Origin of the sequence: Thermodesulfobacterium sp. TA1 (assembly GCF_008630935.1) — a bacterium.
Taxonomy (GTDB): domain Bacteria; phylum Desulfobacterota; class Thermodesulfobacteria; order Thermodesulfobacteriales; family Thermodesulfobacteriaceae; genus Thermodesulfobacterium.
Genome location: NZ_CP043908.1, coordinates 667,933 through 689,368, shown reverse-complemented (window position 1 = coordinate 689,368; position 21,436 = coordinate 667,933). Strand labels below are relative to the sequence as shown.

Below are 21,436 nucleotides of genomic sequence, written 5' to 3'. Positions count from 1 at the left end.
AATTTTAAAACATTTTCTTATAAAAAACAAGGTAAACCCTCTTGCTAAACCTAATTTTTAGATTATTATTTTAAAAGTCTTAGAACTAATATAGCCCGGGTGGCGGAATTGGTAGACGCTGTGGACTTAAAATCCACTGGGGTTTCCGCCCCGTGCCGGTTCGAGTCCGGCCCCGGGCACTCTTCAAGATAATCCTTTTTTAAAACACATAAAAATTCTTAAACAAGTTTTTCTAAAGTATTACCATAATTTACATACCACCCAAAATATTATCCACCATCCTTTGCGTTTTAATTGATGATTTTTTCATCATCCTCTTCCTCTTTTGCTTTGATTTCATCATAGTCATCTTCCAAAGCTTCTCTTAGTTTTATTTCTTCAAGCTTGATGAAATCACCAAGCAAAAAGTTTGTAAAATATTCTCCGACAATTTTGCTTATAAAAAAGCTTATAAAAAATCTATTTTTTGGATCTTTAACATGACTCATAAAATTTTCATCTATGCTTTTAGCTATCTTTTCAAATTCCTCTTTATAATCTTTAAGTAATTTATAAACATATTCTTCTAACTCTATCATCCATTCTATCTGGTTATCAAAATGGGGAACTTTAGTCATAAAACTGCCTCCTTTTAGTTTTTTAACAGCCTTAACTATATAAGTTTGACTATATAGGACTATGAGTTTATTTAGATATTAGGATTACTGTTATGAATTTATTTTATTGAATTTATTTAAGAAATATCTCTGATTTTAAATTTTAAGCTTATTTTAAATATTATACCACATTTTTTAAAAAAAGCAATCTGCTATTTTACCGTCTTAAATACCGTATTCAATATTTTTGGGCTTGATAAAGGTTGAAAAAATTTTATCTTGTTTTATTATTTTTAAGTAGTCGGATGTTCTTAGAAAATATGGGGGCGAAAAGGGCTCGACGGGGATAGGTAGGGTTAAACAGCAGGCCGTGGTCGCACCCAACCACGTTAAATAGGGTGCAAAAACACAACTGCCAACGAATACTCCTACGCTTTGGCAGCCTAAGAGCGCTGCCACGCACCTTTAGACCTTGCCTGTGGGTCTAAAGGTGTGTGACCTAACAGGCTCTGGAAGGCTTAATAGGTGGGGTTAAGCCTTCCGAGAATGCAACCCACCTGGTAGGGTTGCTCGGTGCCTGTGACGAGCGCCCTACGAGATCTACCCACAGGCTAAGCCTGTAGAGGTTTAACTTGAACTATCTCCGGACGCGGGTTCAATTCCCGCCGCCTCCACCAAAATTCTTAAAAACCAACAACTTTTATTCCAAAATTTCTACCCGCTTTCTATCAGGAAAATTATACATAAAAAAGCAAAAACAATAATAATTAATTCCATCCATTCGATATTATATCATTAATTGTGTAAAAACTTGAAAAGTAAAATGGGTATGGGAGCTTCCCCCTCCTTTCTGGTAGTTTTGGTTATTATGCATTGGGGAAGCTACCATACCCTTCCCTTTCCTTCAAGGCTTTACACAATTAATGAGACACTACCAATCCTTCTTAAGGGACACATCTTTAATTGTGGTACATTTTTTCTCCTAATTTTTGATCAACATTTACTTACTTATTATGATTTACTAGAAAAAATGTCTAAATTAAACGACCAATTAGTTAATATTACAATAGAACTCAAAAAGAAGAACGACCAGCTATCTGAAGCTTTAGCCACTATACGAAAATTAGCAAATACAGACCCCTTAACCGGAATTTTAAATAAACGAGCACTAAATAAAATTTTAAGTCGCGAAATTTCCTTTGCTCTAAGGCACAAACTACCTCTCTCAGTAGTTTTGTTTGACTTAGATCATTTCAAGGGAATAAACGACAAATACGGACATGAAGTGGGTAACCGAGTTCTAAAAAAGGTAGCTAATAAGGTTAGAAAATTGATAAGAGCAGAAGATATATTTGGAAGATATGGTGGTGAGGAGTTTATTATTCTTCTACCAAATACTAAGATAGACGATGCTTTGAAAGCCTCTGAAAGAATAAGAAAAGAAATAGCAAAGATTAAAATTAAGGGAATCAAGGAACATATAACTGCAAGTTTTGGCATAACACAATTTCTATGTACAGATAGTAAAAAAACTCTTATCAATAGAGCAGATCAAGCTCTCTACATAGCAAAAAGAAATGGAAGAAATCGCTGTGAAATTCTAATAAATAACACAACAACCTAATTAGACAAAAATTAATCAGGATAAAGGATTCATCGGTTTGAGGTTTTATTTTCTCTAAAATTTTCTGTAGAGACTCTTTCAATCCAAAAGCGATAGGCCCAAGGCAGCCCAAAGGCTCCATCTTTTACATAAAAAACCATTTTATCACCTATCTTTGCCTTTTTATAGAGTCGCTCTGACACTCTAAAAGGACAGTTTAGATCACTTAACTTTAAGAAAAAACCACCCATTTTCCCATACAAAACATATTTACCTTTTACAATGGTTTCAATCCTTTTTGCTTCTGACCTGTCAAACCTTGCGTTAAAGGGCTCAAGTACAACAAATGGTATCAAGTAGTATCCAGCAAAGTAAAGAATTATTAGAATTAAAAGATTTTTTCTAAGATGAAAATGTCTACCAAGAATAAAATATGTAGCAAGAAGATGCAAAAGATATATAGGGATTAAGAGTTTAAAACCAAGTTTAAAAAGATCATCTCTACATAAAACATCACCATATCCTAATACTCTCCAATAAATACCAACTGCAGTGAAAACTAAGAAAATACTTAGAGGAAGATAGTAAAATAACCAATTTCTTAGTCTCTCTTTAACTATACCAATTTTTGAGCTTGGTAATCCCTCAAAACTTTTAACTACTTCAGGCAATAATTCGATTGCCCTTTTTATCTCTTCTTTAAAAGCTTGATCAATTTTTCTATGATAAAAGGCAATTTTGAGAGTGTTACCAAGAATTTCAACGGAAGAAAGGTGTTGAAGCTGGGATTCAGGTGTTATAAGTAGACTAAGCTTTGAAGAATCTAAAACAATTTTTGCCCAGTTAGGATCATCAAAAAAAGTATTAAAACTCTTTCCAAGCCACTTTTTCTCAAGGGAAAGGTATCCATTTAAAGACACCTTTGTTCTTATAACTAATCCATAGAGGTAAGAAATTTCAATTTTCTGACTTCCGAGCTTTAGCAAAGCTTTAGGAGGAAAATAGGAGAACATCTCTGCACCTATTTCTTTATAAATCTGAATAAGCTTTTTGTATTGTTTATAAATTAAAACCAAAAATATGAAGACCAAAAGAAGACCGATAAATTTAAAACTTTCTTCCATTGGTTCCCTCTTTTTTTAATATTTTAAAATATCTTCTTAAATTTAAGATAAAAACTTACCTCATCTTTCTTTCTATTTCAATAGTCCCTATTTTGAGGAATTGACAATCCTTATATAAAAAATTTTTGTAAAAAATTCCCAATTACCAAAATAATTCATAGTGTCCCTTTTATTGTGTAAAAATTTTTCCGGGAAAGGCATGGTAGTTCCCCAATTCAATTTCATTAAACCCTCTTAACTTCCTTAAGTTTAACCTCTCATTCAGTTCTTTCAAGATTAAATATAACAACCTCTCAACAGAGCCTTCATCCGGAAATACTTCTATTACCTTTATCCTCCTTTTTATCTCTTTCGCTAACCTCTCAACCTGATTAGTTGTATAAATAAACTGCCTTATCTCTCTCGGATACCTCAAACAAAAAGGTTAATAATGCATACGCTTTATCCTCCCATTTCTTCACTACCTTAGGATATACCTTACCCCATCTTTCCCTTAATCTTAATATCCCCTCCTTAGCTCTTTCTTCTGTTTCTGCTCTATATATCCTTTTTAAATCTTCTGCAAATAAACCTCTATCTTTTGCCCGCACCTTATTTAAAGAATTCCTTACAGTATGTAATACACAAAGTTGCCATTCCGAAGCTGGATAAACCATCTTTATGGCATTTTCTATCCCAGGCAAATCATCCGTAATAAAAAGTTGAACTTTCTTTACCCCACGCCGATTTAACTCTCTTAAAGGTTTTCCCAATTCTTGGCACTCTCCCTGGCATACCCAAATATCCAAAATCCAAGTATCTCTCTTCTCCCATCAGGCTTTATCCCTAAAGCTAAATATACTGGCTCCTTTGCTACCTCATTTCGACGAATAGACAAATAAGTTCTTTAACTTCATCTTCAGTCACCTTTATTAACCGGGAAATGCTTTTCAGCCCTCCTTCTTTCAGGAAGTAGGAAGGCACGAAAAGTAAATCTCTGGTATAAAAACCATTTGCATAGTCTTCTTGCTCTTCTAAATAAATCCTTCTTTCTTTAAGCATAAGGTTTTCTAAAAGGTTTTTAATAAGATTGTTGACTTCTTGCTGAAAAAAGTTTAGAATTTCTTCTATAGGTTGTTTTGTTAAAGTTTTAGTTTTTTCTTTCATGGTAGCTTCCCCTCCTTTTTTGGTAATTTTTACTTGTTTCCCTGGGGGGAAGCTACCATGCCCTTTATTATTCTTCAAGGCTTTACACAATTAATGAGATACTACCTTTACATCTATTTTACTAACAATGGCTTCAAATAAAGTTCTTTGATAAAACTTTTCCAAAAACAAGAAAAAAAACGCTATAATTATTAAAACTAGACTAGACCTTTTTCTTTTTTAAATTTGATTAAAAACTGCACCAGCAACGATCAAAATTCTTTCCTTGACATCCCTGAGGGGAATCTAAATTTAAAGAAGGGGGAAGGGTGAAGAACGGTTTTCTTATTATATTCCTTTTAGAGGTCTTTTAGGGTAAGACATTAATTGAGCAATTCCTTTTTTATTTTTAGCTTTGAGCTAACAGGATGCTTAACTACATTAACAAAAAACTGCTTTATTTCTTCCCAAAAGGGATCTATTTCCGAAAAAGATTCTTTTTCTGCGTCATCAAAGTAAACGATGGCCCTTTCAAAGGCTGATTCAGGAAAGAGGGCACCATATTTAGTTTTGCAAATTTTCTTTACATCAGTCAAGTTCCAGTTGTAAGTTTTCATTAGAAACCACAGGTCGTAGAAGTCCTTTTTTGTTCCTCTTTGAACGATAGCAACTGCCTTCATTCCAGCTATGTCTTCATCAGAAGCTACAGCTACATACTCGTTGTTTTTTTCTTCATCAGAAATGGAAATTTTTATCTTTTCCAAAGGTCTTATCAATTTGTAGGGATAAAGGAAAAAACTACACCTTACATCTTGGAGAAAAAAAATTAAAGTGTCGGCTTTTAACATTTCTATCTTTAAGTCGCCTCCCCTTTGGAGGATGTTTAAATAATGGAGAGGAGAGTTTTTAAAAAAGCTTTCAGAAAAAAAGTCAAAATCTCTTGAGCCTCTATGATTGTATTTTAAGGTTAAGGCAGTCCCACCTGCTAAATAAAATCCTTCTTCAATAATTCCAGATCTTACAAGCCTCTCTAAAACCTTTCTTTGCCTTTTGGTTAATTTCTTCATCCGAGATTCCCAAGATTATTTTCCAGAAGTTTTTGTTTCTTTTGTCCAACTGATAGTAGAACTTAAAGTAAAGCTCTTTCAAGTATTCCAATGGATAAGCTTCCAAAAGAATCTCGTAAGGTTCAAAGCACATTTTTCTGAAAGCAAGCGTATCCTTACTTTTTGCATCATCCCAGAGGTACTTTTTTGTCTCTCCTTTCATAGTTTAAAAAGATATACCATTAACCTTCTTTTTCAAGATCAAGAAAAATAATTGTGGTTACTATTATAAAGTTCACCCTTAATTCCTAATATGAGAGGTCAGATTGGTAGAATATTCTTCAGAGACGAGATGATGGCTCAAAGTATCTCATAAGTAGGGCTATTGTTGATTTAACAAATTTTAATGTTGCATTATAATTATTGTGATTGTTCATGTTGCCATTTCTTTCTTAAATCATTTTTTTCTCACGCTTTCTGACGACTGATGCTTGCCGTTAGAGAGTAAAAGATCATAGTGTCTCTTTTATTGTGTAAAGAATCTTTTGAGGAGAGCATGGTAGTCCTCACTTTAACCTCCATTAAATCCTCTTAACCTCCTTGAGTTTAATCTCTCATCTATTTCTTTCAAGATTAAATATAACGACTCTCTCAACTTGATTCATAGTCTTCTTGCTCTTCTAAATAAATCCTTCTTTCTTTAAGCATAAGGTTTTCTAAAAGGTTTTTAATAAGATTGTTGACTTCTTGCTGAAAAAAGTCTAGAATTTCTTCTATAGGTTGTTTTGTTAAAGTTTTAGTTTTTTCTTTCACGGTAGCTTCCCCTCCTTTCTGGTAGTTTTGGTTATTAAGGATTGGGGAAGCTACCATACCCTTCCCTTTTCCTCAAGTCTTTACACAATTAAAGAGACACTATTGTAGATTATAATTTTTCGCGAGAGCTTTTTAAGCTAAACCGAGGGGTAGACCAATTGAACTTTCACCTGTAAAATTACAAAATAAACATTGAAGACTAAAAGGGGCTAAGGGATGAAAAATTCAAAAATACTAAATATTTGATGACCTAAGAAAACTTAGCCCTGTAATATTTCTTTGTCTGAAAAAATGCAGGAGTGCCCTAAGAAAGGTAATTAAAATGCAAGCATCAAAGAGGAGATTTTTAAAAATATACATACCCTATGAACTTACCCACAACCGTGAAAATTACTTTCCACTTTGTAGATCAAATTTACAGACCTATTACCTCAAAAGAGGTTATGGATAAAACAAAATGAAATGAAATGAAATGAAAAGAGGTTTATCTGTCTATCAACTTGATGAGTTAGTAGAACTTTGGGTTGAGTGCTGTAAAGAAGAAAATCTTTGGAAGTTTAAAAGCTATGAAACTTGTAACGATTATCTTTTAGTTAGACAGAAAATATACGATGAAAATTCACATCATCGGGAGTTTTATGGAACTGGATTGGAATATATTCCTGCTGTTAGAGATGCAGATGAAAAACTTCTTCGTTGGGTTTTAAAAGAAGGAGTAGATTGGTCTGCAGGCAGAGATAGTTCTTTATGGTGGTGGTGTTTAGACCTTATAACTAAAAGGCTTTATCCTGCCAATTATTTCTATGATTATCCCTATTTGAGAGAGGTTTATTTAGAAGATTTAAAAGATCGTTTAAGGACAATTCCAGAAAAGTCTGATAGTGAGCTAATAAAGGAGTGGGACCTTTACACTAAAGAGGATGAGTTTTTTTATATTCCAGCCTATCATCACAGACAATCCTTCTTTTACTTATCTATAAGAGATGAAATAGAAAATAGAGGACTTAGCAGGGAAGAAGCTGTAGTAAAAAGCGATAAACGCCTAATTACTGTGCTAATTATAACAATTCATAATACAGAAGAAGAAACTTATAAACCAATTTTTCGTAAGAGCCTTAATTTTTGGTGGTGGCATTTAGATAAAATTAAAGAAAGGACTTATCCAGTTGAGCTTCTACCAGAGCATTTGCAAGAGACATACGTGTATGAAGACGTGTTAAGCGATTGGGAAAGAATAGTCTATGATGAGGAGTATGTTTATAAACTTTGCTACGATGACTATGAGGCCCCTTTATTTCTAAGTAGGGATGAGATTCATAAGAGGGGATTAGACAATCATCCGAGGGTAGTTGAGGCAGACAAGGCACTCTTGCGTTATGCCTTGGAAAACCGTTGTATTGAGCCTTATGACTATGATGAGCATGACTTAAAGGAGTGGTGGTGGCATCTTGATAAGTTGTCCAAAAGAATATATCCTGCGGAATTATTGCCTGAACATTTAAGGGAATTTTATTTAAAAAGTGGAGGTAGAGATTGATGCTGCCCTCTTCGCCTTATGAGCTGTATTTGTGACAAGTAATCCTTGCTCGCTCATGAGCATATAAACCCTTTTGTGATTGATCTTTAAGCCCTCTCTATGCTTAAGCCAGGCGGTAACTTGCCTATATCCCCAAAAAAGGATGCTCTGGTTTTATCGCCTTTATCCTCCTCAAAAGTTCCTCATCCTTTGGACCTTCTGCTAACCATTCAACAACCTTTACCTCTTTGGCAGCGTAAAGCTCTCCCTTGATATTCCTAAAGCCTTACAGGCAGCTCTAATCGTATATATAGCTTCCTTAAGCATCTCTATTGCCTCTATCTTGTTTTTAATAGCTCCTCTGTTTTTTTTAAATTTCTATCTCTATAGCTTGCCACGGAACTTCTTTCGCTTCTCTATCTATGCCTTATAGGGATTATCGTCAGATGAGGCATTCATAAGTTCTTTTTGGCCAGCCTCAAGAAATTTATTCCTCCATCGGTAATATAAGGTTTGGCTGATTTTATGCCCCTGCATATATCAGCTACTGACCTCTTTTCCTTTAGCTCCTCAAGGACTATTGCTAATTTCTCCTCTGCCGTCCATTTCCTCTGTTTCATCTCACACCTCCTGTCTTAATATTTTATCCCTGCCTAACAAGAGAGTTTAACCTCTACAACTTTAGTGTGTCCAGTTCCTATGGGGTCCAGTATAGGAGTCTAAAATTTCTTGTTGGAGTTGAGGGTTTAAGTTGTTTAGTTGCTTAATGGTAGCTTCCCCTCCTTTCTGGTAGTTTTGGTTATTAAGAATTGGGGAAGCTACCATACCCTTCACCTCAAGTCTTTACAAAATTAATGAGACACTACCCCTTTCATCTTCAGCATACTTAATTTTTTTTAAGTGAAAGATCAAAGATAATTTTAACAAATTTTTAATAATTATTTAATAATTCCTTAACGATAGGCTTCTATGATACATACAAAAAAACTTTAGGAGGTTTAACAATGAAAGGACTGCTCAGAGCTTTGCTGTTAGTTCTTTTTGTAGGCCTGCTTTGGAGCCTTTCTCTATCCTATGCCGCAGAGAAGAAGTGCTTAGTGATGGGCCTCATACCTGCAGAGGAACCTAAATCCATGATTGAGCGCTACAGGCCCATGAAGGAGTGGATGGAAAAAGATATGGGAATGTGTATTGAGATGTTTACAGCGGTTGACTACACGGGAGTTATTGAGGCTATGAGGGCAAAGAAGGTAGACTTTGCATGGTTTGGAGCCTTTTCTTACGTATTGGCAAACGAAAGAGCAGGTGCGGAAGCTTTTGCTGTGGGAATTGATGAGAAAGGAAGAACAACCTACAGGTCCTATCTTGTGGCAACTCAGGAAGTGGCACAGTTACTTGGAATTAATAGGCCACTTGAGGGTGAGAACGGTATGAAAATTTTAAGGGAAAAGCTTGAAAAACACAAAGGAAAATTCAGCTTTGCTTTCACAGACCCAGCCTCTACTTCTGGATACGCAGTTCCTTTCTACTATATGGCCAAAGCAGGTATGGATCCCAAAGCCTACTTTAGAAATGTAGGTTTTGTTGGAACGCACGATGCGGCAGAGTTGGCGGTCTTCAAAAAGACGTTGAATATAGTAGCTGACAACGACATCACCTATGACAAGCTCTTAAGAGAAGGCAAAATCACAAAGGAAAAAAACATAGTTATCTGGATGTCTCCAGAAATACCAGGTCCTCCTATGGCTTATAGGAAGGACTTGCCAGAAAAAATAAAAGAAGCTCTAAGAAAGTCTATTACCAGAGTGCCTAGGGATGTAGTGGTAGGATATGGGAAGATAGTAGGATATAAGCTTGTGTCAGATGCGGACTATGAAACTATAAAAAAAATAAAAAAATTTATAGATACCCAAAAGAGTAAATAAACGGAGGGTAAAGATGCTTTCTCTTAGCTATATCAACAAAAGCTTTAATGGGAAAAAGGTTTTAAATGATGTATCTTTAAAGGTAAGGAAGGGGGAAGTAGTTACTCTCATTGGTCCCAGCGGTTCTGGGAAGACTACCCTTTTGAGGATAATCAACGGGTTCGTCCTCCCAGATGGGGGAGAAGTCTATTTTGATGGTTTAAAGGTGGATTTTCGTAAAAAAGAAATGTTACGAAACATCCGTAAAAAAATTGGAAAAATCTATCAGCAGTTTAACCTCGTAGAAAGAGCGACTGCCTTAGAAAATGTGATGATGGGGGCTTTGGGTAAATACGACAGAGGAATAGATTATCTCATGACCAGTTTAGGTTTCTTTCCAAAAGAAGTAAAAGAAAAGGCACTCTATCTTCTGGAATATGTAGGTCTTGCAGATCAAGCATACGTCAGGACAGATAGACTAAGCGGAGGTCAAAAGCAAAGAGTGGCCATAGCCCGAGCGCTTATGCAAGATCCGGAAGTTTTACTTGCAGACGAGCCCATCTCCAACTTAGACCCAGGTACAAGCAGAAAGATAATAAACCAGCTTCTAAAAATAAGTAAAGAAAGAGGTATAACCCTGATCTGTGTGCTTCACCAGATCTACTACGTTCAAGAGTTTGATAGAGTGGTTGCCCTAAAGGATGGAAAAATATACTTTGACGGACCTCAGTCGGACTTTAGCTTAGACATGGCAAGAGATCTTTACAAAACAGAATTAGAGGAGGTATACTTTGAAGTACAGTCTCCCAAGCCTATCTTTGAAACATCTGTGGTGGTTCCTTTTTCTGGCAACCCTTTATCTATCCTTTAGTTTTTCTAAATTCGATCTATTCGCTCTGGTGGAGGGTTTTTCCAATTCTATAGCCCTAATTGGGGAAATGATTCCCCCAAAGATTAGTGGGGTGGAAAACATAATCAATCTTACCGTCCAGACTATAGTCATAGGCCTATGGGGAACCATAATAGGAAGTTTCATTTCCCTTCCGGTAGGCTTTTTGTCCGCCAGAAATACTTCACCAAACCTTTTGATTTACTACATCTTTCGTGGATTGGTGACTTTTTTAAGGTCCATACCGGAACTTCTTTATGCGCTTGTTTTGGTGGTGTCCTTTGGTATTGGACCTTTGCCTGGAATTATAGCTCTTGCTATCTCCACAGTTGGTCTTCTGGGCAAGTTCTATTCAGAAGCAATAGAGAGTGTAGATACAAGACCTTTGGAAGCTCTGCGGGCCACAGGTAGTCATAGCATCCAGGTCTTCAGATATGCCATAATACCACAGATACTTCCCTCTTTTGTTGGATATAACCTATATCTTCTAGATCATAACATCAGAGTGGCTATAGTTTTAGGAGTGGTAGGAGCAGGTGGTCTTGGAATTGAGCTTTTTAGTCAGATAAGGTCCTTTAACTACCCTCAGGTCGGCGGTATACTCGTAGTAATATTGATAGTAGTATCTATAATAGACAGGCTTTCTGCCAAGCTCAGAAACGATATATATCAGTATAAGCTCTTGGCATACCACACAAAGACCAAGGACGTTATGGTCCTTGTGACCATATTCATACTTTCTCTTTTATCTTTGAAGTTTTTACCCATCGACACTTCAGAGTTAATCAATGGCTTTAAAAACCTACTGCCCTTGCTTGGGGACTTTCTCAAGCTCGACTTTAGTGAGCTGAAAACTTACCTTATGCTCATGCTTGAAACTATAGCCATAGCTTTGACTGGGACAACGATAGCGGTTTTGTTGTCTGTTCAATTGGGGATGCTAATGGCCAGAAACTTGGTAAATAATGCTTTCATAACCAATCTTTTACGAGAGATGGTAAACTTTTTGAGGGCTATTCCTGAGCTTGTGCTTGCTTTGATTTTTGTCAGCGCAGTAGGACTTGGTCCCTTTGCAGGTGTTTTGGCAATAGCTTTACATACGACGGGTTTTTTAGCCAAATTTTATTCTGAAATAGTAGAAGACTTAGACTACAGGCCTATAGAGGCTTTGGAGGCTGTGGGAGCCAGACTAATTCAAACCATAAGACACGCGATAATACCTATGATACTTCCTTTATTCAATAGCTACAATCTTTACATACTGGATAGAAACGTAAGGGCTGCCACTGTAATGGGGGTGGTAGGAGCAGGGGGAATAGGTTTTGAGCTTGTGATGAGGATAAAGCTTTTTGAGTTCGACAAGGTGTCTGCGATGATACTAGTGATAGTCTTCACCTTGTTGATTATAGACTACTTTTCCGCCTATCTAAGAAGGAGGTTTATGTGATGGATTTGGACTTTAGAGAGGTGGTGGTTAAGATGGATCAGAAATCTTTGAATATTTTCTTTAAGATGCTTTCAATGGAAGAGGTCAAAGTAAAGAAAGGACCGCAGGCTGGATGTTTGATGATAAAGGCTAAGGATTGCTTTGGTGTAGAGTTCTGTTTGGGAGAAGCCTTGGTCTTTGAAGCAGAGGTAGAGTATAAGGGCATTAAGGGCTACGGTTTGGTTTTGGCAGAGGAGGAAGAGAAAGCTGTTGCGATAGCTGTCTTAGAAGCTGTTTTTAAATCGGATGAGGAAAATCTAAAGAAAAAACTCCACCGATTTTTAAGCAAGGAGAAAAAGAAGATTGAAGAAGCTTGGGAAAAGGAAAGAAAGCTTATAGCAAAGACTAAGGTTCAGTTTGAAACTATGGTAAAAAGGTGAAAAAACATGAAAGGAGAGGTATTTTACACTCAAAGAGTTTTTAGAGGTTTGCTAAAGGCGATTAGCTTTCCGGGAACAGTTCAGAGTCTTGAGTTGTCAGAGGACCTTTACGAATTTTTAGGTCCTAAGTTTTGGCCCTTAGGGGCCATAGCTCTTACGCTCATAGACGGGCAGACGAGCTTCTGTGTTGTAGGTCCAGACAGCAAAGTTTTAGAGGAAAAGATAGTCTGGCTAACTAAAAGTAAAGTTTTATCTATGAAAGAGGCCGATTTTGTAATAGCAACGGAGGCTTTGCATGAAAGACTTTGGGATGTCAAAGTAGGGGACCTTCGCAATCCAGAAAAGGCTGCTACTGTCATCTACCTGGTTGAAGAGGTGCAAGAGGGAATACACAGTGGGGTTGTTCTTAGACTATCCGGGCCGGGAGTTAAGGGGGAAAAACTTGTTAGCCTTTTGGGCCTGCCACGGCAGGAGTTCATAACTCTTGCCCAAGTGAATCAACTCTTTCCTCTGGGAGTAGACTGTTTTTTTGTCGATAAAAAGGGAATGTTAGTAAGCATTCCCAGGTCTGTGAAAGAGGAGGTGTTATGAAATGGGTTATGTAGCGGTTAGAGGTGGTGAAAAAGCTATAGAATACGCTTGTAAGCTTTTGGAGTATCAGAGGTTGAAGGGAAAGTCAAAGCTACTGTCCGTTGATCAGATAGCTGAACAGCTTTACTTCCTGGTTGATAGAATTATGTCTGAGGGTTCCCTTTACGCTCCAAAGATAGCTGCTCTAGCCATCAAGCAGGCGGCGGGAGACATACTTGAGGCTTCCTTTATTCTCAGAGCCATCAGGAACACCCTTCCCAGCTTGGGATACTCCCTACCTATCAAAACGGAGAAGATTAAGATAATAAGAAGGATCTCTGCCGCCTTCAAAGACATCCCAGGAGGACAGATCTTAGGACCTACCTCAGACTACTGTCTTAGGCTCTTTAAGTTTGAGCTTCTAGAAGAAGATGAGGAAAGAAGAAAGAAATTTATAGAGGAGCTCTTAGGTGAGATAGGAGATGAAGACCTTCCTACTGAGTTTCCCAAGCTTGTTGAGATTCTTAGGAAAGAGGGGCTTGTTGTAGATGCACCCTCCTATCAATCTACGGAGTTTGTGGATATTACAAAGGAGGCGGTCAGCAAATTTCCTCCCCCAAGAAGCGCCATTCTACAGAACATGGCCAGAGGAGAAACAGGAGGACTTTTGCTTTTAGGCTACTCCAACATGAGAGGTTACGGAGACATACATCCTACCGTGGCAGAGCTGAGAGTAGGTTATGCACCAGTGAGCGTGCTTCATCCTTACACAGGAGAAGAGATTTATGTTGGAGAGGTGAAGGTGACAGAGGTAGAACTGGTAGCAAAGATAGAAAGCCAGGACGGTATGCCTAAGTTCTCCTTGGGATACGGTGCATGTTTTGGACATAACGAAACAAAGGCTATATGCATGGCTGTTTTAGACAAGGCTATGCAAACACAAGAACCACAGCATCCCTCCCAAGACAGCGAGTTTGTATTCTATCACGTAGATAGCGTTGATTCTATGGGCTTTGCCAATCACTACAAGCTTCCTCACTATGTTACCTTCCAATCCGATTTGGACAGGCTAAGAAAGATACAAAGCCAGTTTGCAGAGGTGAAAAGATGAGGCTTAGCTACAATTTTGCCTTTTTAGATGAAAACACCAAAAGGGAGATAAGGCGCTCCATTTTAAAAGCCATATCCATACCGGGCTATCAGGTTCCCTTTGCCTCAAGAGAGCTTCCCATAGCCAAAGGTTGGGGTACAGGAGGCCTTCAGATAACTCTGTCCATCATCGGTCCTGACGACATGCTGAAGGTCATAGACCAAGGATGTGATTACAGCGTAAACGCTGTAAACATAAAAAAGTTCATCAAGGCCATGACCGGAGTAGAAACAACCACGGACACCACAAAAGCCACCGTCATCCAGACCAGACACAGAATCCCGGAGGAACCTTTACGACAAGACCAAATCCTCGTTCTTCAGGTGCCCTATCCAGAGCCCCTAAGGCTTGTTGAGCCAAGCGAAGAGGAAACCAGAAGAATGCATGAGGAAAAGGACTATGGCAAAATGTATCTCTACCTTTATGAGGATATTCTAAGATACGGAGAGATAACCATAGGTGCTAGGTATCCGGTCATGGTAAACAAACGCTACATCATGGACCCAACTCCTATACCCAGGTGGGACGTGCCAAGGCTCAATATGGCAGACAACCTCTTCCTCTTTGGAGCAGGAAGAGAGAAGAAAATATACGCGGTACCCCCATACACAACAGTTGAACCTCTGGAGTTTGAAGACTTCAAATTCAGAGTGGAAGACTTCAGTGGCAAAGCTTGCTACAAGTGCGGTGCTACGGATACCTTCTTAGACGAGATAGTGGAAGACGGCACTGTAAGAAGACTGTATGCTTGCTCCGATACAAGCTACTGTGAAAAAAGAATGGAGGCTAACAAACATGCGGGTAGTTCTAAGAGTTTCTAATCTGACTAAAATTCACGGCAAAGGCTGTCCAGAGTGTCTTTCTATCACAGGGCCAAAGCAAGAAACAAACATCTGCAGAAGATGTAGCTCTGTAGTTGCCTGCGCTGATGTGTCCTTTGAACTCTACGAAGGGGAAATTTTAGGCATCTTGGGAGAGAGCGGTTCTGGAAAAAGCACAGTGATAAAACTCCTAAACTTTGAAATAGAACCGACCTTTGGAGAGGCTCATCTTTATGATGTTAGAGGGGCGGAATGGGTAAATGGTAAAAATCTCTTCTCTCTGAACTCCTATCAGAAAAGGATGTTAAAAAACACAGTCATAGGCGTGGTCTATCAAAATCCACTGCTTGGTCTAAATCCAAACGTAAGCGCCGCAGGCAATGTGGCAGATAGCCTGCTTGTCTCAGGTTGGAGAAACTACAGCTCCATAAAAAACAGAGTTGAATATCTTTTGGAAAAGATGGAGTTTCCAAATCATAGGATGAAGGACCTTCCTAGGAACCTAAGCGGGGGAATGCAGCAGAGGGTGCAGATAGCAAAAGCCCTAGCCAACGAGCCATCCATCCTTCTCTTGGACGAGCCAACCACAGGTTTGGACCTTTCCGTGCAAGCAAGGGTCCTTGACCTGATAAGAAAAATTCACCAAGAGCTAAACCTTTCAATAATCTTTGTTTCCCACGACTTGAGAGTGATAAACCTTTTAGCGGATAGGGTTATTGTGATGAAGTTAGGGAGGATTGTGGAGATGGGGCTTACTGACCAGATACTCAACGATCCTCAGCACGAATACACACAACTCTTAGTATCATCTCAACTTTAGAGGGGAAAAAATGCTTTTGAGAGTAGAAAACTTATCCAAAAAGTTTGAGATAAAGGTAGGACAAAAAAAACTAATAGAGAGCATCAACGGAATAAGCTTTGAGTTGGAAAAAGGAGAGTTTTTGGCTCTCTGTGGGCCAAGTGGGGCTGGCAAGAGCAGTATCCTAAAGTGCATATACCGCACATACATACCAACAAAAGGCCATATTCTCTACAACTCTTATGAATACGGATTGGTCCCTATACAAAAAGCTCCCGACTGGCAAATGATAAGGCTAAGAAGGAAAGAGATAGGATACGTATCCCAGTTCTTCAGCGTTATTCCCAGGGTGTCTGCAATGGATATAGTGGCAGAGCCTCTTGTGAGATACTTTGGTGTGGATGAAAAAGAAGCGAGAGAAAGGGCTAGATGGCTCCTAAGGAGGCTTGGTATACCATCCAATCTCCTTGATGCTTATCCTTCTACCTTTAGCGGAGGCGAACAGCAAAGGGTAAATATTGCTAGAGCCATAATATGGAAGCCAAGGCTTCTCCTTCTTGACGAGCCTACTGCCTCTTTGGACGAAAAATCGGCAAGGATAGTTCTTGAGCTTCTAAAGGAGTTAAAAGAGGAAGAAGTGGGTATGATAGGTATATTCCACAACGAAGCTCATCTAAAAGCTATTGCTGATAAAGTCTTGGAGGTGAAAAAGTATGAGTGAGTTTTTGATTGAAGGGTCAAAGGTTATTACTCCCTTTGGTGTTTTAGACCAAGGATACGTGCTTGTAAGTGAGGGAAAGATTTTAGAGGTAGGAGAAGGGGAGCCAAAATACAGCGTAAAAAGAATAAAGGCAAAGGGAATGTTTCTTTTGCCTGGACTGATAGACCTTCACAGCGATGCTATAGAAAAAGAAGTGGAGCCAAGGCCAAATACCTTTTTCCCCTTTGAGTTGGCCATTTTGGAGTTAGACAGGAAATTAGCTCTTTGGGGTATAACTACCTTCTTCCATGCTATTTCCTTTGCGGACAAAGAGTTAGGCCTAAGGAGCAATCAGCTGGCAAGTAAGCTAGCAGAAACCATCCTAAAGCTAAAACCAAGGCTTTTGACCAATCACAAAATTCACGCCAGGCTTGAACTAACCAATGTCAAGGGTATAGACTATCTTGGCGAACTTATAGAAAAGCGCGCTATAGATGCCCTGTCCATAATGGATCACACGCCAGGACAAGGGCAGTTCAAAAAAGAAAAGGATTACAAAGAGTACTTAGAAAAGACTTACAAGATAAAATCAGAAGATGTAAGCCTTCTAATAAAGGAGAAGCTTTCTTTGAGGGACAGTGTCATAGAAAAAGTTGAACGGTTTCTCATCAGATGCAGAGAAAAGGGATTGACATTAATCTCCCACGATGATGACAGCGCAGAAAAAGTTAGGTGGGTTTATGAAAGGGGGATAACGGTTTCAGAGTTTCCCACAAGCATAGAAGCAGCGAAAACTGCCAAAGAGCTTGGGATGACTGTATGCGTAGGATCACCTAACGCGTTAAGAGGCTTATCTCATCATGGAAACCTAAGTGCAAGGGAGCTTATAAAACTCGGCTATGCAAATATTCTATGTTCAGATTATACACCATCAACATTAATTCAAGCAATATTTAAGCTTAGTACAGAGGATATACTTCCTCTTCATGAGGCGATAAAATTAGCCACGCTCAATCCAGCAAAGGCGGTGAATTTGGATAAAAAGGGAAGTATTGAGGAAGGAAAGGATGCGGACTTGATTCTAGTGAAAATGGAAGAAAGCTTTGCGAGGGTGGTTATGACAATGAGAGAGGGAAGGGTTATATATTCAGATAGAATATTTGATGTCTAAGGAACGGAGGAGTGGGGCTGACATTTAAAAATAGTAAACACACATCATGATCAATAAGCTTGACGAAATTAAGTTTATTATTATAATTAAGCAAACTTTTTAAGAGGTGGGAAAATATGATTGATATTCAAAAAATCAGAGTAAAAGATGTAATGAGTACTCCTGTTTTTACCATTAACGGCAATGCCACAGTTAAAGAAGCTGCAGAATTTATGATAAAAAACGGATGCAGAGGTTTGGTGGTAGAAAAGGTCGACGAAGAAGACGCCTATGGAATTATCACGGTCAAAGACATAGTTTATAAGGTTATAGCTAAAGGATTACCTTTAGAAAAAGTCAGGGTTTTAGAGATAATGACCAAACCCTGTATCACGGTGCCAGATTTTTATGACATCAAATACGCGGCTAAACTTATGGAAATGACTGGATTAGTAAGACTACCGGTAATTAGAGGAGAAGAAATAGTAGGTATTATTACCCTTAGAGATATTATTAAACCTTTTCTAAAGAATTTTTAATTACTGCTGCTTTTTCTGTAAATTGATAAACCTCTGGTATGGTTTGGGCTATTCCTACTTGAGCACAAATTTTTACGTCTTTTTCTAACCCAATTTCTAAAAGTTCTCTACCGTGTTTAGAAAGATAGAAATTTTTTTCTACCTCTCGATTTTTAATCTCTTCGGTTAAAAAACCGGTTTCATCGATTACAGGAAACCCTATCCTTTTAGCTATTTCCCAAGAAGCTACCACGTCTTCTTCAGAAAAATCTTCTTTTTCATAAACACCTGCTGGGATGATGACGATGTCTTTTTGATGTTTCAAGCTGTTTTCCCTTAAGACAGAAGATAAAAACTCTGCGTTTAAGGTAGTGCCTACAAAAACCTTAGTAGCCCCTTTACAAGCAAGTATCCTTCTTGCTCCGGAGGTAGAAGTAAAAATAACAGATTTTCCGTTAAGGTTAGGAGCATTAAATATTTCTGATGGACTGTTGCTATAATCAAACCCATCTATTTTTAAATTATTTCTTTCTCCTACCAACAAAGCCTCTGGAAAAGATTTTTTTAATTCCCAAGCGTCTTCTACCTCAGAAACTACAAAAATGGTTTCTATCCCCTTTTCTAATAAAGCTATTATAGTAGCACTCGCCCTTAAAGCATCTACTACCACAGCTATTGCCTTAAGCTCCCTTACTTTTTGACACCCTTTTTCTCCTGGAGACAAAAACACTTTAAACATGTCTTTATTTTAAAATCTAAAAGCTTAGGTTGTCAACCTGATGTTAACCTTAAATTTTATATCAATCTGTGTTTTTTTAGATACCTTAATTTTTAGTCTTTAGTCTTTAGTCTTTAGTCTTTTGGGGATTGGTTTCAGGAAGCAAAAAGATGGATAAAACTAAGGTTAAACCTGAAATGACCGAGAGATAAATCCCAGGAAAAGTTAAAAGTTTTACTTTTTCAACAAAATAGGTACAAACCATAGGAACGGTTCCACCAAAAACTGCAAGGGAGGTATTGTAAAGCAACGAAAAAGAAGTTCCCCGTATTTTTACAGGAAAAAGTTCAGCTAAGGTAGCCGGAAGTATACTCATGAAAAGACTAGATATCAAAGCAAAGCCAAGATGGCTAATTAGAATTACTTTAAACTCTCCAGAAAGCATGAGATTAATTAAAAAGATAGAACAAACAGAATATAAAAACAGAGAAAATAAAAAGAAGGGTCTCCTTCCGTAAAGGTCAGAAAAATAAGCAATAATAGGAATAAAAAGGTCAAGCACTATCATAGCAACAGTATTTATAAAAAAGGCTTGGTCTGAAGGGATTTTAAGAACTCTGTGATAATAAGTGGATAGATAAACAAAAAGGGTAAAGAAGGCTATACCTTGAACCGCAGAGAGAAAAAGGGTTAAAATTATAGACTTTTTATGGTGCCTTATTGCGTAAACCAGAGGGAAACCTTTAGAAGGCGAAAGAGCTTCTTTAACAAAGGACGGTGTCTCATAGGTTTGTTTTCTTATCACCACCCCGAGATAAGCTAAAATTATAGTAGGAAGATAGATTAACCTCCAGGTAAAACCTAATAGTTCTTCTTCGGTAAAGATGTGATGAAAAATGGTAGCAGTAAACGAACCAATAAGGATACCAAGAATTGCTCCAAAAAGGTTTATGCTTGCATAAAAGGCTCTACGATTAGGATGACTATGCTCAAGTAAAAATGTAACCGAGGTAGTATATTCTCCACCGGTAGAAAGACCTTGAAAGATCCTTAAAATCCCAAGAATGATAGGAGCAGAAATTCCTATAGTTTGATAGGTAGGAAGAAACATAATAAGCAAAGAAGGGATTGCCATAAGATATATAGAAATAATCAAGGCAGGTTTTCTACCCTTCTTGTCTGCTAAATAACCTATTAAAAGAGCCCCAACAGGACGGGCTAAAAATCCTACCGCAAAGGTCAAAAAACTTAGAATAAGCGAAACTACAGGATCATAAGTTGGAAAAAATAATTTAGCAAAAATATGGGCAAAATAACCATATATAACAAAATCATACCATTCGATTATATTTCCTACAAGACCAGATAAAATAAGTATTTTTTGAGAAGATTTCATTTTATACTTAATTTACTTTGATAAATTTAATTTGTAAAAAGTTTAATAGACTTAAACCCTATCGTCAAGGTGTGGTTACTTAAGATTTTAAGATATTAATTTATTTAAAGGATTCTTTTAGTTTTACGCTAACGGCCCTTATATCGTTATTTTATTCTACTTTTTCTTTTAGGAATCGAATGGTAAAATAAATTTTGATAGATGGTAGCCCATTCTGATAGATGGTAGCTGATGGAAGCTAAAGGAACTTGTGGTATTAAAGTTTCGCTTTTCAGTCTGTTTTTAAGTATTTTAATTTTTTTAATCAAGCTCATAGCTTATTTTATTACTAAATCTGTAGCTATTTATTCAGATGCGATGGAATCTACCATAAACATACTTTCTGCTTTTACCGCCTTTATAGGGTTAAAGATCGCGCTTAAACCACCTGACCCAGAACATCCTTATGGCCATACCAAAATAGAATACCTTTTTTCTATCTTAGAAGCAACCTTTATCCTTTTAGCCTCTATTTCTATCTTGTGGAAGGCCTTTCAAAATCTTAAAGCACCTCAACCTCCCCCTAACCTTAACCAAGGGTTTATTTTAATAGGTCTAACCATCGTTTTTAATGGGCTTATTTCACTTTTAGCTTATTTACAAGGAAAAAAGGAAAACTCACCGATATTAGTAGCACACGCCCATCATATTTTTACCGACGTTTTAACCACTTCAGGGGTGATAGTAGGGCTTTTTTTGGCAAAAATTTTTCAAAAATGGATTTTAGACCCTTTGATAGCCATAGTCTTAGGGATTAATATTCTTTATATGGGATTTAAACTTACTAAAGAATCGGTCAGCTCTCTACTTGATGCAAGTTTACCAAAAGATAAGGCTGAATCAATAAAAAATATCATTACTAACACCATTGAAAGCCACCCTCAAAGAGACCAAATTCATGATATTCACGAGTTTAAAACCAGAAGAGCAGGAAGAAAAAGCTTTGTAGAGTTTCATCTCACGGTCTCAGACACGATGTCTGTAAAATGTGCCCACGATATCTGTAATGAAATAGAAAAAAACATTTCAGAAAAACACGAAGACGTTAAGGTAACCATACATATAGAACCTAAAGAGTACAACCAGGGCTAAG

At 37.6% G+C, this 21,436-nt stretch carries 28 protein-coding genes, 1 tRNA gene and 1 other RNA gene; 16 read left to right on the top strand and 14 right to left on the bottom strand.

Features of this window, described 5'->3' with window-relative positions; all coding sequences use genetic code 11:
• Positions 1–93 precede the first annotated feature (93 nt).
• Positions 94–179, top strand: a tRNA-Leu gene (locus F1847_RS03670).
• A gap of 111 nt (positions 180–290) precedes the next feature.
• Here the strand turns inward: F1847_RS03670 and F1847_RS03665 are convergent.
• On the bottom strand, positions 291–617 hold the full coding sequence (locus F1847_RS03665; RefSeq protein ID WP_150071747.1) for a hypothetical protein: 327 nt from the start codon (positions 615–617) through the stop codon (positions 291–293).
• Positions 618–918: 301 nt separating this feature from the next.
• Between F1847_RS03665 and ssrA the strand changes: the two genes are divergently transcribed.
• Both ssrA and F1847_RS03655 read left to right on the top strand, forming a co-directional pair.
• Positions 919–1,273: a transfer-messenger RNA gene (ssrA, locus tag F1847_RS03660) on the top strand.
• Between the two features lie 152 nt (positions 1,274–1,425).
• The gene (locus F1847_RS03655; RefSeq protein ID WP_168194255.1) at positions 1,426–2,220 is read left to right on the top strand and encodes a GGDEF domain-containing protein; all 795 of its coding nucleotides are present in this window, start codon (positions 1,426–1,428) and stop codon (positions 2,218–2,220) included.
• Between the two features lie 29 nt (positions 2,221–2,249).
• Here the strand turns inward: F1847_RS03655 and F1847_RS03650 are convergent, their stop codons facing one another.
• From F1847_RS03650 to F1847_RS03615, 8 genes are all read right to left on the bottom strand, one after another.
• Positions 2,250–3,323, bottom strand: a complete 1,074-nt coding sequence (locus tag F1847_RS03650) for a hypothetical protein (protein WP_150071745.1) — start codon at positions 3,321–3,323, stop codon at positions 2,250–2,252.
• 169 nt (positions 3,324–3,492) lie between these two features.
• Positions 3,493–3,738, bottom strand: coding sequence for a transposase (locus F1847_RS09525; protein WP_150071744.1), 246 nt, complete (start codon positions 3,736–3,738; stop codon positions 3,493–3,495).
• Positions 3,695–4,111: a transposase gene (locus tag F1847_RS03640; RefSeq protein ID WP_240702846.1), complete on the bottom strand. Its 417-nt coding sequence runs from the start codon at positions 4,109–4,111 to the stop codon at positions 3,695–3,697. Before F1847_RS03640 ends, F1847_RS09525 begins: the two co-directional genes overlap by 44 nt.
• Positions 4,060–4,200: a transposase gene (locus F1847_RS09520; protein ID WP_150071742.1), complete on the bottom strand. Its 141-nt coding sequence runs from the start codon at positions 4,198–4,200 to the stop codon at positions 4,060–4,062. The genes F1847_RS03640 and F1847_RS09520 overlap by 52 nt, the downstream gene beginning before the upstream one ends.
• Positions 4,176–4,469 (bottom strand): hypothetical protein, encoded by a 294-nt coding sequence (locus tag F1847_RS03630; RefSeq protein ID WP_150071741.1) that lies wholly within the window; start codon positions 4,467–4,469, stop codon positions 4,176–4,178. Before F1847_RS03630 ends, F1847_RS09520 begins: the two co-directional genes overlap by 25 nt.
• 362 nt (positions 4,470–4,831) lie before the next feature.
• Entirely contained in the window at positions 4,832–5,515 is a 684-nt protein-coding gene (locus F1847_RS03625; RefSeq protein WP_150071740.1) for a nucleotidyl transferase AbiEii/AbiGii toxin family protein, read from the bottom strand.
• Positions 5,451–5,717 (bottom strand): hypothetical protein, encoded by a 267-nt coding sequence (locus F1847_RS03620; RefSeq protein WP_150071739.1) that lies wholly within the window; start codon positions 5,715–5,717, stop codon positions 5,451–5,453. The genes F1847_RS03625 and F1847_RS03620 overlap by 65 nt, the downstream gene beginning before the upstream one ends.
• 428 nt (positions 5,718–6,145) lie before the next feature.
• Positions 6,146–6,364 (bottom strand): hypothetical protein, encoded by a 219-nt coding sequence (locus F1847_RS03615; protein WP_150071738.1) that lies wholly within the window; start codon positions 6,362–6,364, stop codon positions 6,146–6,148.
• A 415-nt stretch (positions 6,365–6,779) separates the two neighbouring features.
• Here F1847_RS03615 and F1847_RS03610 point away from each other — a divergent pair, with 415 nt between their 5' ends.
• The gene (locus F1847_RS03610) at positions 6,780–7,844 is read left to right on the top strand and encodes a hypothetical protein (RefSeq protein WP_150071737.1); all 1,065 of its coding nucleotides are present in this window, start codon (positions 6,780–6,782) and stop codon (positions 7,842–7,844) included.
• On the opposite strand, the gene F1847_RS09515 is transcribed toward F1847_RS03610, so the two are convergent.
• From F1847_RS09515 to F1847_RS09205, 3 genes are all read right to left on the bottom strand, one after another.
• The gene (locus F1847_RS09515) at positions 7,821–7,988 is read right to left on the bottom strand and encodes an IS3 family transposase (RefSeq protein WP_150072755.1); all 168 of its coding nucleotides are present in this window, start codon (positions 7,986–7,988) and stop codon (positions 7,821–7,823) included. The two genes, F1847_RS03610 and F1847_RS09515, sit on opposite strands and share 24 nt — an antisense overlap.
• A gap of 290 nt (positions 7,989–8,278) precedes the next feature.
• Complete coding sequence (locus tag F1847_RS03600; RefSeq protein ID WP_150071736.1) at positions 8,279–8,443, bottom strand: transposase; 165 nt, start codon at positions 8,441–8,443, stop codon at positions 8,279–8,281.
• Between the two features lie 61 nt (positions 8,444–8,504).
• Positions 8,505–8,648, bottom strand: coding sequence for a hypothetical protein (locus F1847_RS09205; protein WP_168194253.1), 144 nt, complete (start codon positions 8,646–8,648; stop codon positions 8,505–8,507).
• A 179-nt stretch (positions 8,649–8,827) separates the two neighbouring features.
• Here F1847_RS09205 and phnD point away from each other — a divergent pair, with 179 nt between their 5' ends.
• From phnD to F1847_RS03545, 11 genes are all read left to right on the top strand, one after another.
• Positions 8,828–9,748, top strand: coding sequence for a phosphate/phosphite/phosphonate ABC transporter substrate-binding protein (phnD, locus tag F1847_RS03595; RefSeq protein ID WP_150071735.1), 921 nt, complete (start codon positions 8,828–8,830; stop codon positions 9,746–9,748).
• A gap of 13 nt (positions 9,749–9,761) precedes the next feature.
• Positions 9,762–10,598 (top strand): phosphonate ABC transporter ATP-binding protein, encoded by an 837-nt coding sequence (gene phnC / locus F1847_RS03590; protein WP_150071734.1) that lies wholly within the window; start codon positions 9,762–9,764, stop codon positions 10,596–10,598.
• Positions 10,519–12,063 (top strand): phosphonate ABC transporter, permease protein PhnE, encoded by a 1,545-nt coding sequence (gene phnE, locus F1847_RS03585; protein ID WP_150071733.1) that lies wholly within the window; start codon positions 10,519–10,521, stop codon positions 12,061–12,063. Before phnC ends, phnE begins: the two co-directional genes overlap by 80 nt.
• Entirely contained in the window at positions 12,063–12,482 is a 420-nt protein-coding gene (locus F1847_RS03580) for a phosphonate C-P lyase system protein PhnG (protein WP_150071732.1), read from the top strand. The genes phnE and F1847_RS03580 overlap by 1 nt, the downstream gene beginning before the upstream one ends.
• Before the next feature lie 6 nt (positions 12,483–12,488).
• Entirely contained in the window at positions 12,489–13,073 is a 585-nt protein-coding gene (gene phnH, locus F1847_RS03575; protein ID WP_150071731.1) for a phosphonate C-P lyase system protein PhnH, read from the top strand.
• Position 13,074: 1 nt separating this feature from the next.
• Positions 13,075–14,163, top strand: a complete 1,089-nt coding sequence (locus tag F1847_RS03570; RefSeq protein WP_150071730.1) for a carbon-phosphorus lyase complex subunit PhnI — start codon at positions 13,075–13,077, stop codon at positions 14,161–14,163.
• Entirely contained in the window at positions 14,160–15,023 is an 864-nt protein-coding gene (locus F1847_RS03565; RefSeq protein WP_150071729.1) for an alpha-D-ribose 1-methylphosphonate 5-phosphate C-P-lyase PhnJ, read from the top strand. Before F1847_RS03570 ends, F1847_RS03565 begins: the two co-directional genes overlap by 4 nt.
• Positions 14,998–15,843, top strand: coding sequence for an ATP-binding cassette domain-containing protein (locus tag F1847_RS03560; RefSeq protein ID WP_150071728.1), 846 nt, complete (start codon positions 14,998–15,000; stop codon positions 15,841–15,843). Before F1847_RS03565 ends, F1847_RS03560 begins: the two co-directional genes overlap by 26 nt.
• A gap of 10 nt (positions 15,844–15,853) precedes the next feature.
• Positions 15,854–16,543 carry a phosphonate C-P lyase system protein PhnL gene (locus F1847_RS03555; RefSeq protein WP_150071727.1) on the top strand — a complete coding sequence of 230 codons (690 nt, stop codon included), beginning with the start codon at positions 15,854–15,856 and terminating at the stop codon, positions 16,541–16,543.
• Positions 16,536–17,693, top strand: a complete 1,158-nt coding sequence (locus F1847_RS03550; protein ID WP_150071726.1) for an alpha-D-ribose 1-methylphosphonate 5-triphosphate diphosphatase — start codon at positions 16,536–16,538, stop codon at positions 17,691–17,693. Before F1847_RS03555 ends, F1847_RS03550 begins: the two co-directional genes overlap by 8 nt.
• Positions 17,694–17,809: 116 nt before the next feature.
• A complete protein-coding gene (locus F1847_RS03545; RefSeq protein ID WP_150071725.1) occupies positions 17,810–18,211 on the top strand; it encodes a CBS domain-containing protein in 402 nt (133 codons plus the stop codon).
• On the opposite strand, the gene F1847_RS03540 is transcribed toward F1847_RS03545, so the two are convergent.
• Complete coding sequence (locus F1847_RS03540; RefSeq protein ID WP_150071724.1) at positions 18,186–18,929, bottom strand: 2-phosphosulfolactate phosphatase; 744 nt, start codon at positions 18,927–18,929, stop codon at positions 18,186–18,188. The two genes, F1847_RS03545 and F1847_RS03540, sit on opposite strands and share 26 nt — an antisense overlap.
• Before the next feature lie 106 nt (positions 18,930–19,035).
• The gene (locus F1847_RS03535; protein WP_150071723.1) at positions 19,036–20,304 is read right to left on the bottom strand and encodes an MFS transporter; all 1,269 of its coding nucleotides are present in this window, start codon (positions 20,302–20,304) and stop codon (positions 19,036–19,038) included.
• 231 nt (positions 20,305–20,535) lie between these two features.
• On the opposite strand from F1847_RS03535, the gene F1847_RS03530 reads away from it, so the two are divergent.
• Positions 20,536–21,435, top strand: coding sequence for a cation diffusion facilitator family transporter (locus F1847_RS03530; RefSeq protein ID WP_150071722.1), 900 nt, complete (start codon positions 20,536–20,538; stop codon positions 21,433–21,435).
• Position 21,436: the final 1 nt, after the last annotated feature.